This window comes from Tigheibacillus halophilus (genome assembly GCF_042683165.1).
Classification (GTDB): Bacteria; Bacillota; Bacilli; order Bacillales; family Amphibacillaceae; genus Tigheibacillus; species Tigheibacillus halophilus.
Genome location: NZ_JBHUIZ010000004.1, coordinates 1 through 13,966, shown reverse-complemented (window position 1 = coordinate 13,966; position 13,966 = coordinate 1). Strand labels below are relative to the sequence as shown.

Genomic DNA, 13,966 nt, shown 5'->3' with positions numbered 1-13,966 from the left:
TTTTTGCCAGCTTGCCAAGCTTTATGGAAACATCGGCAGTTTAGCAAGCAAATTGTGGCACCTTCATCTGTCTCTTTGATATAGGAAAAAACGATACAAATCAAACTGTATCGCTTTGCCCTTCCACTATTCACCTTTTTCTCTATTTATTATCTATCAAAATCGATCTGTTCTTTTTCCCCCAGGTCAATAGTTGTTTCACTAGGTCTCGTTTGGGCAATCACTTTTCCATTTCGGATGGAATACAAGACTGAAGCCTGCTTTCGGACAACTTCATATTCATCTATGGCGCCCATAATCATGAAGTTGGCGGGCTTGCCTGCCTCCATGCCATAATGATTTGTGATATGCAATGTTTTTGCACTGTTGGCAGTGACTAAATCAATCGCGTTCGTGATCTCTTCATAACCCATCAACTGGCTGGCATGGATGCCCATCTGCAATACTTGCAGCATATTGCCGGTGCCAAGTGGATACCATGGATCAAAAATATCATCATGGCCGAAGCAGACATTCATGTCGGCATCAAGCAATTCCTTCACCCGTGTCAGACCGCGACGTTTCGGATAAGTGTCAAAACGGCCTTGCAAATGCATATTGACCAGTGGGTTGGAGATGAAATTGATTTCCGATAGCTTCAGCAAACGGAACAGTTTAGATGTATACGCATCATTGTAGGATCCCATCGCTGTGGTGTGACTGGCAGTAGTACGTTTTCCGAGTCCGCGTTTATATGCTTCTGCAGCAACTACCTCCACAAATCGTGATTGTTCATCATCAATTTCATCACAGTGGATGTCGATAAGCCGGTCATATTTTTCCGCAAGATCAAAGGCAATCTCTAATGATTTCACACCATACTCTCTCGTAAACTCGAAATGTGGAATACCACCGACAGCATCGGCCCCCATTTTCAACGCTTCCTCCAGCAGTTCAGCACCATTGGGATAGGAAAGGATGCCCTCCTGCGGAAAAGCGACAAGCTGCAAATCCACAAAATCCTTCAGTTCTTCCTTTACTTCCAATAAAGCTTTTAAAGCAGTCAAACTCGGATCCGTTACATCCACATGTGTACGCACATGCTGGATACCTTGGGCGATTTGCATTTTTAGAGCTTTCACTGCACGGGATTTCACGTCCGCTTCTGTAAGCGTCTGTTTACGTTCCGACCAGCGTTGAATCCCTTCGAACAATGTGCCGCTTTGATTCCATGCTGGTTCACCTGCTGTTAAGGCAGAGTCCAGGTGGATGTGTGGTTCGATGAACGGTGACAGCACCAACTGCCCTTTTGCATCAATTATTTCTTCATTTTCGGACTTGATGGTGTCCCGAGTGATATTTGCGATCAAATCATTCTTGACAGTTATATTCCAATGACCATCTTCACCTCGAAGTTTTGCGTTTGTAACGAGCATTATTGACCCACCTTTTCTATTTCTGATACGGCTACGTGTTTCTCTCTATATAATCGTGCTGTGGCGATGGATACTGCAACATGAACCAATGCCGCTGTAACAAGTGCGTTAATTGGTGCGATTCCTGGCAAAAAGTTCGCAGCTGCGGCGCCAGATACCCAAGCAGTAATGGCGATCCAGTTGACTGCCTGAAAATTCATTTTCTCAAACGCTTGATATTTGCCCCTCTTGACGATGAAATAATCAGCAAGAATGATAGCACCGATTGGCGGGAGGGCTGTTCCGAGCAAATCCAGCCAGCTGACAAAGTTGTTATACAGCCACATGGCAGCGAGTGTTCCGGCAATACCATTAAAAATCACGATTTTTTGCTTTGGTATTTTCGTAATGTTCGAGATTCCCAGTCCGGAAGCATACAAAGCATTATCATTCGTCGTCCAAATATTCAACCCAAGAACAATGATAGCAGGAATGATCAATCCCTGTAGAAACATCACTTCCGAAATATCTGATTTGCCTGTTGCGATCGCACCGACTGCACCAAATAAAAACATAAGCGAATTACCGATGAAAAAAGCAATCACAGTCGCGCCAACCGCTGATTTTTTCGTTTTTGCAAAACGGGTGAAATCCGGAGTCAAGGTTCCAGCACTGATAAAGGAGCCGATACAGATCGTCAGCGCTGCTGCCAAACCAATGTTGTTTGTGGGGGTATAATTGAACAGGCTGTGCCAGCCTCCCATTGCATCTGCTGCTTTAAACATCGAGGTCGTACCAAGCCAGGCAATCAGCGGCACAGCGATGAAGCTGATAATCGCCAATGCCTTCATCCCGAAATATGCGCTCAGTGACATAGCGATGCCAAAAATCCCAATCAGCAAATATATGTCAATTCCTGTTACTTTGTGAACCGGAACAGCAAACATGGCCACACCTACACCAAACCATCCGATTTGCGTCGTTGCAAGCAAAAATGAAGGCAGATAAGATCCTTTTTCTCCGAATACATAGCGAGCCAGCAAATGGGTAGATAACCCTGTTTTAGCTGCCATATATGCCAGAGCCCCCGTATATGCACCTAAAATCAGGTTACCGAGCAGAATGATACCGATGAATTGCCAGAATGTCAGTCCCTCACCAAGTGTGCCTCCCGACCACATACTTGCGGAAAAAAATGTCAACCCAAGCATGACAACCAGCATATTCCAGAAACTTTTGCGATATGTCTGTGGTACTGCTGATAATGAAAATTCTTTATCCATGTGTAACGCGGTTTTAAATTGCCCATATATGCAGCAGCAATTCAAATTCCACCTTCCCCCCAGTCCGTCAAATTTTTTATACAAACTGGTACCAATTCGTTTAGTTGGAAAATTGGATTTGCCATCACGGTCCTCTTGCCATAAAAAAAACAGGCTAGCTGCCATGTAGATGGCAAGTAGCCTGTTTTGCCCGATTACCAGCAGGCAGGTGCAGGTGGAATACACCTGTCTTCCTGCATGGTCGTTAACCGAAACAAAAATTTCCGCTGTCCTTGCCAGCCTCACAGGGCTGAATTAAAGGTACCAATTCAATTGAGATCATTATGTCAGAATAAAGGAGGATTGTCAACCACGATGAAAGACAAGACTGACTTTTGCACTGCCCATCCTATGAGTCTATTTCCTCCCATAAACGTTGGATGGATACTTCCTCTCTGTGTTGAGCCAGCCTGTACATGTCCGGGTTGGAAAGCCGCCTCCAGTCGTCAAAACCAAATGATGATTGGTAATGCTTAATCAAAAGCGCCAGCAAGTTACCATGTGTTACAATCACAGTCGCAAGATTACCATCTCCCCACAGTTCCTCTATAACCTTCATAGCACGCTTTGTCGCTTCAGTCCCCGATTCTCCGCCATGATAAGCCAAATCCATGGCATCGAAGCTATTTCGCAACTTTTCCATCCAATTGGTCATATCTTTCGTACTTAGCACTCTTTCTAATAAACGCTCATCTGTTTCAATTTGTATAGACATATCTTGTGCAAATGGTTCGGTGGATTGTATTGCTCGCGTGCTAGGGCTGGAAATGATGCGGTCAATCGAATGATTTTTTAAAAATAATTTTAACTGCTGCGCCTGCCGCTTCCCTTTTTTGGTCAATGGGGCCTCAACCGCTTGACTTTCTGCCTCACAATGGCGGACTAGTAATATTTGTTTACCCACGTTTTTTTCCCCTCCAAATGTCATATATGAGTCGATACCTGTATCCAGGTTAATACAATGTGCCATCATGTCAATGGTTACTTAGCCGGACGTGAATAACTGTCCATATGCTGACAGGAGCAGAACTTGCCGGCAATTGGCATGATAAAGTGCGTTTTGAAGAGTAAAGGAGCATATATCACAAGTAAAGCATCCAAAGTAGCAAATTAAGCCTCGATAAAATAAGTAAAACCTCTGCTCCGCCATAAGCAACGATGTAAACAATCAACATTCAACTCCCCCTATCCCTCCTGCAATCAAATTGTAAGATTATTTTTAGATAAAAATGGCAATAACAAACTAAGATAGGTTTTTTCATTTTTGCTTTTCCACTTGGTTACCGGAGGAGGACTTCACATGAAAGGAATTATACTTGCCGGCGGAAGCGGAACAAGGCTTTCACCCAGTACAGACAGCATCAACAAGCATCTTCTCGCCGTTTATGACAAGCCAATGATTTATTACCCACTTTCCATATTGATGCTAGGCGGTCTGAAAGACATCATGATCATCAGCACACCACAGGATTTGCCGCGATTTCAAGAGCTGCTGGGAGACGGGAGCGAGCTCGGAATTTCTATTTTTTATAAAGAACAGACTGAACCAAAGGGTATTCCGGAGGCATTCTTGCTTGCGGAAGATTTTATCGGAAAAGATGATGTCACATTGATTCTCGGCGATAACCTTTTTTATGGGCAAGGATTCACGACATTGTTCCGTGAGGCGTTAGCAAAACATAAGCATGCCACCGTTTTTGGATACCGCGTGAAGGATCCGGACAGATTCGGCGTGGTGGAATTCGACCACCAGCAACACGTACTCTCTATCGAGGAAAAGCCGAAAAATCCAAGATCTGACTTTGCTGTTACTGGGCTATATATTTACGACCATCGAGCAGTTGACTTTGCAAGAAAACTTTCTTTTTCCAAGCGCGGTGAACTGGAAGTTACCGATTTAAATAAAGAATACTTAAAGCGCGATGAACTGGATGTCCAGCTCTTAGGTCGCGGGTTTGCCTGGATGGACGCCGGAACCCATGATTCTTTGTTCGAAGCATCCGAATTTGTTAAAAACATACAGGATCGGCAAGGCTTCAAAGTTGCATGCCTGGAAGAAATCGCATATTACATGGGCTATATCTCAAAGGATAAGTTGTACGAAAAAGGAAAAGCGATGGTGAAAACGGATTATGGGCAGTATCTGATTGACATTGCCAGTCGAAAGCATACCGAGCAATACTGGGAGGAAATGGTGCATAAACCAATGTTAGGACTGGTGGAAAATGACTGAGAATAAGACTGCAGAAAAACCCGCATTGCTCATTACAGGTGGTGCGGGATTCATCGGTTCCAATTTTGTTTTGTATATGGTCGAGAAATATCCAAGTTACCAGATTGTCAATCTCGATAAGCTGACGTATGCTGGAGCGCTTGACAATCTTGCACCGGTAGAACGACGAGCGAATTATCATTTTGTAAAGGGAGATATTGCTGATGAGCAAGTCGTTTCCCAGTTATTTTCCGATTTCGACATACATGGTGTGATCCATCTTGCCGCCGAATCCCATGTTGACCGTTCCATCAAAGATGCGAAGCAATTCGTGGAAACGAATCTGCTTGGAACTACTGTACTGTTGCAGGCAGCCAAACAGGATTGGGAGAAAAAAGGTGTGTTAAGCGAGCGGCGCTTTCACCAAGTTTCCACAGATGAAATTTATGGTTCCTTAGGAAGCACAGGAAAATTTACAGAAGAAACACCTTATGCGCCCCGTAATCCTTATAGTGCCTCCAAGGCTGGTGCCAACTTGCTGGTCAATAGCTTTGCTCATACGTATGGCATGAATACGATCATTTCCAGCTGTTCCAATAATTATGGTCCAAGGCAGCACCGCGAGAAACTCATTCCGACCATCATTTTCAAAGCTCTTTCTTTGGAGCCGATACCGATTTACGGGGACGGGGAAAATATCCGGGATTGGATTTATGTGGAGGACCACGTACAGGCACTTGATTTGATTTTTCATCATGGCAGACGACTGGAAACTTATAATGTTGGCGGAAATAATGAACGTACCAATATCGATATTGCTACAACAGTGTGCCACATCCTGGACGAACTCCATCCGGAACTGCTTGCAAGGTCTGGAAAAAAGAGTTTTCAAGATTTAATCACCTATACAGCGGACAGACAGGGACATGATCGCAGGTATGCAGTGGATGACAGCAAAATTCGCACCGCTCTGGGATGGCAGCCTCAAACGGACTTCCAGCAAGGCATTCGCCAAACAGTCGCATGGTATCTGGAAGCAATGGAGGCTGTCCCCCGAAGCACTAACGCATGAAAGGGATAGAACGGTGGGGTTGTCCCCGCATTATATGTAGGTGGTGATGTTTCAATGTCTGTTAATGATATACCGCTGATTTCTGTGGTGGTGCCTGTTTACGGGTGCAGAACTTGTTTGAAGGAACTCGCGCATCGTGTAACAGAAACGGTAGACAAAATACCAGCCCGACTGGAATTGATTTTTATCAATGATGCCAGTCCGGATGGAGCCTGGGACTTGATTGATGAAATGAGCAGTCGGGACACGCGCATCAAGGGTATCAACTTTGCACGCAATTTCGGTCAGCACCGCGCCATTACCGCAGGGATCGACCATGCAGCGGGCGACTGGGTTGTTGTCATGGACTGCGATTTGCAGGACAAGCCGGAGGAGATTGACAGATTGTACCGTAAAGCTTTGGAAGGATATGACATTGTCTTTGGGAAACGCTACAAACGTCAGGATAAGTGGCTAAAACGTAAAGGATCCCAGCTCTTTTACAAGATCTTTGATTATTTCACGGAACGTTCTTCGGATCATATGATTGCCAATTACAGCATCAGCAATAAAAAGGTTGTGGATGGTTTTCGCAGCATGCGTGAGCAAAACCGTAATTTCCCCTTGTTCATTCAGTGGATGGGCTTCGCCACAGCAACGATCAATGTTGAACACTGTGTAAGGAAACAAGGCCAATCATCCTATAACATACGAAAACTAGTGATGCTGGCAACGGATACCATTATTTCGCAATCCAACAAACCGTTAAGATTGTCTATCCAGTTCGGTTTCTTTATATCACTGATTTCATTGCTTTACGGGATATACTTATTTGTCCGATACTTCTTTTTAAATCAGCCAGTACATGGCTGGACAAGTGTCATGGTCTCTATCTATTTCCTTGGCGGCCTGTTATTTTCCAATCTTGGCATTCTTGGACTTTATATCGGCAAAGTGTTTAATGAAACAAAAGGGAGACCCCTGTATTTGATTAAGGAAATGACCAATGAAAATGGACTAAGGAAAAACGATTGACTTATAACAACGATTTTCAAATGAAAGGGGAATGAACAATGCCGGATTATTTGCAAGCAACGCCGTGGGATAAACGTAACTTCGGAATTGATACGTATGAAATCACCTCCATGCACGATGTGGCACTGGAAGCTGCAGATAAAATCAAGGGGCATTTCACCATCAAGGTGCCGCCTCTGGAGAACCCGCGTCCGTTGATTCAGCACGGATTCTATTATATGGATACTTTGATGGAGCCAGTTTGCAAGCAGGAGGATTTTCTGCTGCTGGAAAAGACAGGCATATCTGTCTCTCAAGACTATCATGCCGATGCAGTGTTCACTATCGCCAATCAAGCTTTCATGCATGGCCGTTTTCATCGTGATTTTCATATTCCTAACCAATTGGCTGATTTACGCTATATGAATTGGGTAAGGGACTTGCATGATCGCAAAGAAATTTTGGCCTTGTACGTACACAATAAACTGGCAGGTTTTTTCGGGTTTTCTGGAAATCATGTTTTATTACTCGGCATGCACGAAGAATTTCGTCATAAAGGGCTGGCAAAAACATTGACAAGCCAATGCTGTCAATTACTTTTCGACAAAGGATATGAAGAATTGCGCACATCGATTTCCGCAGCTAATGTGGCCTCCTTGAACTTATTCTATTCTTTGGGCTTCAGATTGAAAAATACAGTCGATGTGTACCATAAATTGAATGGGCCAGAACCGGCGGGGGCATCTTGATGGGCTATGCGTATATTTTCGCAACTATTTTCTTTACCGTATATGGGCAGCTTGTATTAAAATGGCAGGTGGACAAGGCTGGCGCGTTGCCTGATGAGACATTTGGCAAACTCTTCTTTATGGCAAAGCTGTTGATGAACCCGATTGTCCTTTCCGGATTTCTCTCCGCCTTTATTGCTTCCTTGTTCTGGATGGCTGCCATGAGCAAATTCGACATCAGTTATGCATATCCATTTATGAGCTTGTCTTTTGTGCTCGTGTTCATTTTGTCAATTTTTCTATTTCAGGATCCTGTGACCATTCAAAAGGTTCTTGGACTCACTTTGATTGTGCTGGGCATCCTTGTGACAAGTCAATCTTTATAATCGGGGGGAACAACGATGATTATGTTTAACAAACCCTGTGTCATTGGAGAAGAATATCAGGCAGTACAAGAAGCGATTCAAAGCGGCAGCATGTCTGGCAACGGTCCTTTTTCCAAAAAAGCGAGCGGATGGCTGGAGAAGCATCTGGGAACACAGCGTGCCTTGCTGACTCCCTCTTGTACTGCTGCATTAGAAATGGCTGCTATTTTAACCAATGCCGGCCCTGGTGATGAAGTGATCATGCCTTCTTACACCTTTGTATCGACCGCAAACGCATTTGCCTTAAGGGGGGCTGCAATACGATTTGTCGATGTGAAAAAAGAAACGATGAATATCGACCCGGTACAAATAGAAGCAGCGATTACCGAAAAGACAAAAGTGATTGCCGTCGTGCATTATGCCGGGGTGGCGTGTGATATGGACGCAATCATGGCTTTGGCAGAGAAATATCAGCTATGGGTTGTGGAAGATGCTGCACAAGCATTAATGAGTGCTTACCATCAAAAACCGCTTGGGACCATCGGCCACTTCGGAACGATTAGCTTCCATGATACAAAAAATCTTCAGTGCGGTGAAGGCGGGGCCTTGCTGATTAACCACAAAAAAGCTGTCGAACGTGCAGAAATCATCCAAGAAAAAGGTACAAATCGCTCGCAGTTTAAGCGTGGCATGGTTGACAAGTATTCTTGGTGCGACATTGGCTCTTCGTATTTATTAAGTGAAATAAACGCTGCTTTTTTAACCGTCCAACTCTTACATGCTGCCGATATCACTGCAGACCGGCTGCGCACCTGGGCGCATTATGATGCCGAATTAAGAGATTTACAATCGCTCGAAACACCTGTCATTCCGCCATACAGTTCTAATAATGCCCATATGTACTACCTCAAAACAACTGATGAACAGACAGCTGATAACCTGATGTCTTTTTTAAAGCAACGAGATATCATAGCAGTGACTCATTATGTGCCGCTGCATTCATCAGCGGCGGGCAGGAAATTCGGAAAATTTATCGGCAGGGATCTTTATACGACTGCAGACAGCTCCAGGTTGATCCGCCTGCCTTTGTACTATGGAATGAAAGAAGAGGACATTGCTTATGTATGCCAATCCATTATGGCGTTTTATCAAAAATCATAGCTGGACTACCCTCTCCCTGATCGTTATTGCTCTTTATGTTTCACCATACTATTTACTTGGGGAAGATGCACATATCCGTGTGCATGATAATATGGATTCCAATATCGTTTGGTATGAATTGCTTGCAAAAAGCGGTCATATTTTCACTCTGAAAGATGTCATGATTCCAAATATCATCAATGGGTTGCCACGCAGTGCGCTTCCTTCAGCATTCGACGGGATGGTTTGGCTGTATGCGCTGCTGCCACCCATGGCTGCCTATGCCATCGGTCAGACCATCATGCGTTTAGTTGCGTTCTTCGGCATGAAGCTTTTGCTCGAAAAGCATATACTATGCGAGCGGAATGTCCCGATCCTCACCACAGGTGTGTCGTTATGCTTTGCTATTTTACCATTTTGGCCGTCAGGTATGCTGTCTATCGCCGGACTGCCGCTTGCCCTCCACCTTTTCCTGGTCATCCGTAAGCAAAAAGCAGCCGCGCCGAAATATGTTTGGGTATTTCTATTGCTGATCCCGTTTTTTTCCAGCTTCATTCTCACTTTCATTTTCTTTTTGGGACTGCTCGGTATCTGGTGGCTCGTGGACTGGATCCGGTTGAAAAAAGCGAATTGGCTTTTTTTTACTGCGATTGCTGCCATGACCATCATCTATTTGGCAAAGGAATATTTATTGGTTATCTCTATGTTTTTTGGGAATGGTGATACATCGCATCGAGATGAATACAACCTGGGACACAATGATTTTTCCAGAACATTCATGTTGTTTCTGCATAATTTATTCAAAGGACATACACATGATTTGTCTATCCACGAAGAAATTATCATTCCTGTGATCGCGCTTTCTCTGATGGTAGCTGTGTTCAGCAGGAAGGTGCCAAAGCTATTGCTTGGACTGTTCGGACTCAATGTCGTGCTGTCGCTTTGGTATGCCCTGTGGTATTGGGAAGGCATGCGTTTATTGAAGAATCATTTTGAACTGGCAAATACATTCAATTTCAGCCGAATTCATTTTTTGGATCCACCCACTTGGTATATCATGATGGCGCTCGCCATGGTGTTCATGTGGCGGCGGGTCAAGCTTCTCCGGCCAATTATGATCGCTTTATTAATATTGCAATGCTGGACACTGTATCAGTTGAATGAGGAAGAAAAATATTCCGCTTTTCATAATCCGAGCTTCCGGCAATTTTATGCCCAGGATGAATTTGACGACATAAAGGATTATATCGGTCAGGACCCTGCATCTTACCGCGTTGTCAGTATCGGCATGCATCCAACCATCGCTCAGTACAATGGATTATACACATTGGATACATACAACAACAGCTTTCCCATTTCCTATAAACATCGTTTTCGGCACATTATTGCCGGCGAATTGGATAAGAGTAAAGAGCTCAAAAGCTATTTCGATGACTGGGGCGGGCGGCTTTATGTGTATTCCAGCGAACTTGGCAAGCGCTATATGCTGGGCAAAGAAAGCAAACGGGTGATACATCATTTGGATTTAAATACGAGTCCATTGAAAGAAATGGGCGGAGCGTATGTATTATCTGCAGTGCCGATTGAAAATGCCGAGGAGACAGGGCTGACTTACAGACGCAGCTTTGTAAAAAAAGATGGTTGGTGGAAGATCTATTTATATCAAGTGAAATAACAAAAAGCTATGATGCATATTTTAAAAAACAAATTCGCATCATAGCTTTTCCTGCACGGTTTTATTATATTTTTCCAGCAGTTTGCCGAATGCAGCGCTTTCTTCTTCTGTCCAATCCTCTAGCGCCTTTCTGACACGTTTTAGCCGTGTCGCCCGATTCTCCAGCAAAGCTTTCGACCCGGTATCAGTGATTTGATAAAAATAGGAACGGCCATCATCCGGATTGGGAAGTTTTTGTACAAGCCCCTTCTTTTCCATTCCGGCAGCTTGCCTGCTGACAGTCGAAATATCCAGCCGCAGCCTATCAGCCAATGTTTTAACGCTTGCAGGGCCATGCATATGCAATAATCCCAGCAAAATATATGTTGAGCGATCCAGCTTATCATTTCTTTTTTCAGATAGCACAATCCGTCGGACAAATTTATCAATTTCCCGTTCAATAGTGGTAAACGTGTTTTCTTCCATGCGGACACCCCTCCACTATCTTATCCACTATTGTCGTGCTAAGCAAGTATTGTCCTTCCTATAACTTTTTTGCAAATATAAGCAGGAAGATGCCATTTGCTTTCGCCTTCCAGATGTACATGCCAAGCGGTTCGATTTTCAGCAAATAAATTGATTGCTATATACAACTATATACTTGTATGTTACAATTAATTTTGTCTTTTTTAATCTTATCATAAGGAGTTTAATTTATGTCCCAAAAACAATCATCTATTGAAAGAGTACCTGAGATCGGTATCCAGGACGATCCCAGCTTGCTAAAACAGCCAAAAGCCGTTTGGGCTGTTTTCTTTTCCTGTATTATCGCTTTCATGGGTTTAGGTTTAGTAGACCCCATTTTACCCGCAATCGCCAGCCAGCTGGATGCTACGACGAGTGAAGTGACACTGCTGTTTACCAGCTATAACGCGGTTATGGCCATAGCGATGCTCATCACCGGTGTCATCACTTCCCGTATTGGTATGAAACGAACTTTGCTCGCCGGTATCATAATCATTGCTGTCTTTTCCGCACTCGGCGGCGCCTCAAGCGGTGTATGGGAAATTATCGGGATGCGAGGTGGCTGGGGGCTTGGCAACGCATTATTCGTAGCAACTGCCCTGACCGCTATTGTTACGTTATCGGTCAGCGGTAACGGCAAGGCAGTCATTCTATACGAAGCCGCCATCGGCCTCGGCATTTCAGTAGGGCCTCTCCTCGGGGGTTGGCTCGGTGCCATGTCATGGAGAGGACCTTTCTTTGGTGTCGCTGTCTTAATGGTTGTTGCCTTTATCTTCCTGATTTCTGTCATGCCTGATGTGAGACCGGAGAAAAAAGGAAATGGCCCTGTCAAAAAGACTTCTCTTTTGGATCCATTTCGTGCATTGAAACACCGTTCTTTGCTTGTTTTTGGCATATCAGCGGCACTGTATAACTTCGGATTCTTTACATTATTGGCATATGCACCATTTGTACTTGGTCTTGGTGAACATGGCCTTGGATTTGTATTCCTCGGCTGGGGCATTCTGCTGGCTCTGACATCCGTATTCACGGCACCAAAATTGGAGCAGCATGTCGGTACGGTAAAATCCATGTGTCTGATGCTCGGACTGTTTGGGGTTTTGCTTGCAGTCATGGGTATCTTCACTTCAACCCAGTGGCTGCTGATTACATGTGTGATTCTTGCTGGTGCTTTGCTTGGCAATAATAACACATTGATTACGACCGCTGTCATGAATGCAACCGATGTCGAGCGTTCGACCGCTTCAGCTGCATATAGTTTTCTGCGTTTTCTCGGAGGGGCGATTGCTCCGTTCTTAGCCGGCAAACTATCAGAAATATTCAATCCGCATGTGCCATTCATTGTTGGTGCCGTGTTCGTTTTTCTAGCTGTTTCCGTGATCGTACTCAATCATAATCATGTCAAACATGTGGATGTTTCCAAACATGCCGCTTAATTAGAAAAGCAAAAACCGCTTGGCTCTTCGCATAGAGCCAGGCGGTTTTCTCATTTGTTATCTCAATTTATTCCGCCTCAAATAATTTTGATGAACCTCGTTGAGTCGTTTTATTCCATCCAAAATTGGGAATCCTATTAAACAAAAGTAATAATGGAGGGTGGATAAAACAATGAAGAAATTTATGACGGTATGCAGTGCTTTGCTGCTGGCTGTCTTTCTGACTGCATGCGGGCAAAATGATAGCCAGTCCAATAACGAAACGGAAAAAGGTTCTACACAGGAAAATTCCGAGAAATCGGAAGACAATATTGACAATGGCAATGGTCAAAAACCTGCTGATGACAATCAGTCTGATGATAAAAACACCTCTGATAACGAATCCAATGGGACTTCCTCAACAGATGAAGCCAAGAACCAGGACGATATGAAAAAAATGATGAAAAACCTCGATTTTAAAGAAATTGAAGTAGAAATTTCCTATGGCAAGAACAAGGAATACGAAGCTGAAATTGAGCATCATGACAACGGCAACATCGAAGCGGAAGTCGAAGACGAAATCCATAATGAGGATATCAGTGATGATGTGAAAGCTTTCAACAGTGTTTATCCTAAGGCCAAGAAGCTCAATATAGACAAAAATACAAAAAAACAAGATGCTATCGACCAGGTATTGAAAGCTTTCGATCTTCAATCGGATTATGAAAAGTTCGAAGTGGAATTCACATTTGATGACGGTACGAAGCTTTCTTTTGAGGATTGATAAAAACATACTAAGATTAGTGGGTAAGGTCATCGACGGGTGACCTTACCCACTATTTGTTTTTTAGTTATAGTGAGAAGTGAAAGAAAGCTCGACCGAAGCCTCGGGGATTACGAATCCGAATTAAAAACAGGGCTTCTTCACTTTCATTTTTGAATCAGGTTTAAGTATGTTGGGGCCGTAGAGCTCGTGTATAGGAAATTGGAATCGAAATGAATAAGTGAAGGTCTTTCATAAAAAACAAAGGAAAGAGGTAGTTGAATGGGAACAGTAATGGCTTTAGATATTTCAATGGGGAAAAGCTATAAAGTTGTTTATGATGGTCAAAATTGCCTTACTGAAGGAGAAGTAATACATAATCA

The 13,966-nt window shown here is 43.8% G+C and carries 13 protein-coding genes; 9 read left to right on the top strand and 4 right to left on the bottom strand.

Annotation, left to right across the window (positions count from 1 at the left end; translation table 11 throughout):
• Positions 1-149: 149 nt before the first annotated feature.
• The 3 genes from codA to ACFSMW_RS06045 form a co-directional block, all read right to left on the bottom strand.
• Positions 150-1,415, bottom strand: coding sequence for a cytosine deaminase (codA, locus tag ACFSMW_RS06055; RefSeq protein WP_390353974.1), 1,266 nt, complete (start codon positions 1,413-1,415; stop codon positions 150-152).
• Entirely contained in the window at positions 1,415-2,677 is a 1,263-nt protein-coding gene (codB, locus tag ACFSMW_RS06050) for a cytosine permease (RefSeq protein ID WP_390353994.1), read from the bottom strand. The genes codA and codB overlap by 1 nt, the downstream gene beginning before the upstream one ends.
• 388 nt (positions 2,678-3,065) lie before the next feature.
• Positions 3,066-3,620, bottom strand: coding sequence for a histidine phosphatase family protein (locus ACFSMW_RS06045; protein WP_390353972.1), 555 nt, complete (start codon positions 3,618-3,620; stop codon positions 3,066-3,068).
• Between the two features lie 396 nt (positions 3,621-4,016).
• Here ACFSMW_RS06045 and rfbA point away from each other — a divergent pair, with 396 nt between their 5' ends.
• The 7 genes from rfbA to ACFSMW_RS06010 are packed head-to-tail and all read left to right on the top strand — an operon-like array spanning position 4,017 to position 10,901.
• Entirely contained in the window at positions 4,017-4,949 is a 933-nt protein-coding gene (gene rfbA, locus ACFSMW_RS06040) for a glucose-1-phosphate thymidylyltransferase RfbA (protein ID WP_390353970.1), read from the top strand.
• The gene (rfbB, locus tag ACFSMW_RS06035) at positions 4,942-6,000 is read left to right on the top strand and encodes a dTDP-glucose 4,6-dehydratase (RefSeq protein ID WP_390353969.1); all 1,059 of its coding nucleotides are present in this window, start codon (positions 4,942-4,944) and stop codon (positions 5,998-6,000) included. The genes rfbA and rfbB overlap by 8 nt, the downstream gene beginning before the upstream one ends.
• Before the next feature lie 54 nt (positions 6,001-6,054).
• Positions 6,055-7,014, top strand: coding sequence for a glycosyltransferase family 2 protein (locus ACFSMW_RS06030; protein WP_390353967.1), 960 nt, complete (start codon positions 6,055-6,057; stop codon positions 7,012-7,014).
• A gap of 38 nt (positions 7,015-7,052) precedes the next feature.
• Positions 7,053-7,742, top strand: a complete 690-nt coding sequence (locus ACFSMW_RS06025) for a GNAT family N-acetyltransferase (RefSeq protein ID WP_390353966.1) — start codon at positions 7,053-7,055, stop codon at positions 7,740-7,742.
• Positions 7,742-8,107, top strand: coding sequence for an EamA family transporter (locus ACFSMW_RS06020; RefSeq protein ID WP_390353964.1), 366 nt, complete (start codon positions 7,742-7,744; stop codon positions 8,105-8,107). The genes ACFSMW_RS06025 and ACFSMW_RS06020 overlap by 1 nt, the downstream gene beginning before the upstream one ends.
• A 15-nt stretch (positions 8,108-8,122) precedes the next feature.
• Complete coding sequence (gene rffA, locus ACFSMW_RS06015; RefSeq protein ID WP_390353963.1) at positions 8,123-9,247, top strand: dTDP-4-amino-4,6-dideoxygalactose transaminase; 1,125 nt, start codon at positions 8,123-8,125, stop codon at positions 9,245-9,247.
• Positions 9,207-10,901: a DUF6044 family protein gene (locus tag ACFSMW_RS06010; RefSeq protein ID WP_390353961.1), complete on the top strand. Its 1,695-nt coding sequence runs from the start codon at positions 9,207-9,209 to the stop codon at positions 10,899-10,901. The genes rffA and ACFSMW_RS06010 overlap by 41 nt, the downstream gene beginning before the upstream one ends.
• 39 nt (positions 10,902-10,940) lie before the next feature.
• Here the strand turns inward: ACFSMW_RS06010 and ACFSMW_RS06005 are convergent, their stop codons facing one another.
• A complete protein-coding gene (locus ACFSMW_RS06005; protein ID WP_390353960.1) occupies positions 10,941-11,366 on the bottom strand; it encodes a MarR family winged helix-turn-helix transcriptional regulator in 426 nt (141 codons plus the stop codon).
• A gap of 230 nt (positions 11,367-11,596) precedes the next feature.
• Here ACFSMW_RS06005 and ACFSMW_RS06000 point away from each other — a divergent pair, with 230 nt between their 5' ends.
• Both ACFSMW_RS06000 and ACFSMW_RS05995 read left to right on the top strand, forming a co-directional pair.
• On the top strand, positions 11,597-12,841 hold the full coding sequence (locus ACFSMW_RS06000) for an MFS transporter (protein ID WP_390353958.1): 1,245 nt from the start codon (positions 11,597-11,599) through the stop codon (positions 12,839-12,841).
• A gap of 172 nt (positions 12,842-13,013) precedes the next feature.
• A complete protein-coding gene (locus ACFSMW_RS05995) occupies positions 13,014-13,604 on the top strand; it encodes a YusW family protein (protein ID WP_390353957.1) in 591 nt (196 codons plus the stop codon).
• Positions 13,605-13,966 lie beyond the last annotated feature (362 nt).

Excerpts from the sequence above, each read along its gene's own strand:
- codA (WP_390353974.1), bottom strand. The coding sequence starts at position 1,415 with ATGCTCGTTACAAACGCAAAACTTCGAGGTGAAGATGGTCATTGGAAT.
- codB (WP_390353994.1), bottom strand. The coding sequence starts at position 2,677 with ATGGATAAAGAATTTTCATTATCAGCAGTACCACAGACATATCGCAAA.
- rfbA (WP_390353970.1), top strand. The coding sequence starts at position 4,017 with ATGAAAGGAATTATACTTGCCGGCGGAAGCGGAACAAGGCTTTCACCC.
- rfbB (WP_390353969.1), top strand. The coding sequence starts at position 4,942 with ATGACTGAGAATAAGACTGCAGAAAAACCCGCATTGCTCATTACAGGT.
- ACFSMW_RS06030 (WP_390353967.1), top strand. The coding sequence starts at position 6,055 with ATGTCTGTTAATGATATACCGCTGATTTCTGTGGTGGTGCCTGTTTAC.
- ACFSMW_RS06025 (WP_390353966.1), top strand. The coding sequence starts at position 7,053 with ATGCCGGATTATTTGCAAGCAACGCCGTGGGATAAACGTAACTTCGGA.
- ACFSMW_RS06020 (WP_390353964.1), top strand. The coding sequence starts at position 7,742 with ATGGGCTATGCGTATATTTTCGCAACTATTTTCTTTACCGTATATGGG.
- rffA (WP_390353963.1), top strand. The coding sequence starts at position 8,123 with ATGATTATGTTTAACAAACCCTGTGTCATTGGAGAAGAATATCAGGCA.
- ACFSMW_RS06010 (WP_390353961.1), top strand. The coding sequence starts at position 9,207 with ATGTATGCCAATCCATTATGGCGTTTTATCAAAAATCATAGCTGGACT.
- ACFSMW_RS06005 (WP_390353960.1), bottom strand. The coding sequence starts at position 11,366 with ATGGAAGAAAACACGTTTACCACTATTGAACGGGAAATTGATAAATTT.
- ACFSMW_RS06000 (WP_390353958.1), top strand. The coding sequence starts at position 11,597 with ATGTCCCAAAAACAATCATCTATTGAAAGAGTACCTGAGATCGGTATC.
- ACFSMW_RS05995 (WP_390353957.1), top strand. The coding sequence starts at position 13,014 with ATGAAGAAATTTATGACGGTATGCAGTGCTTTGCTGCTGGCTGTCTTT.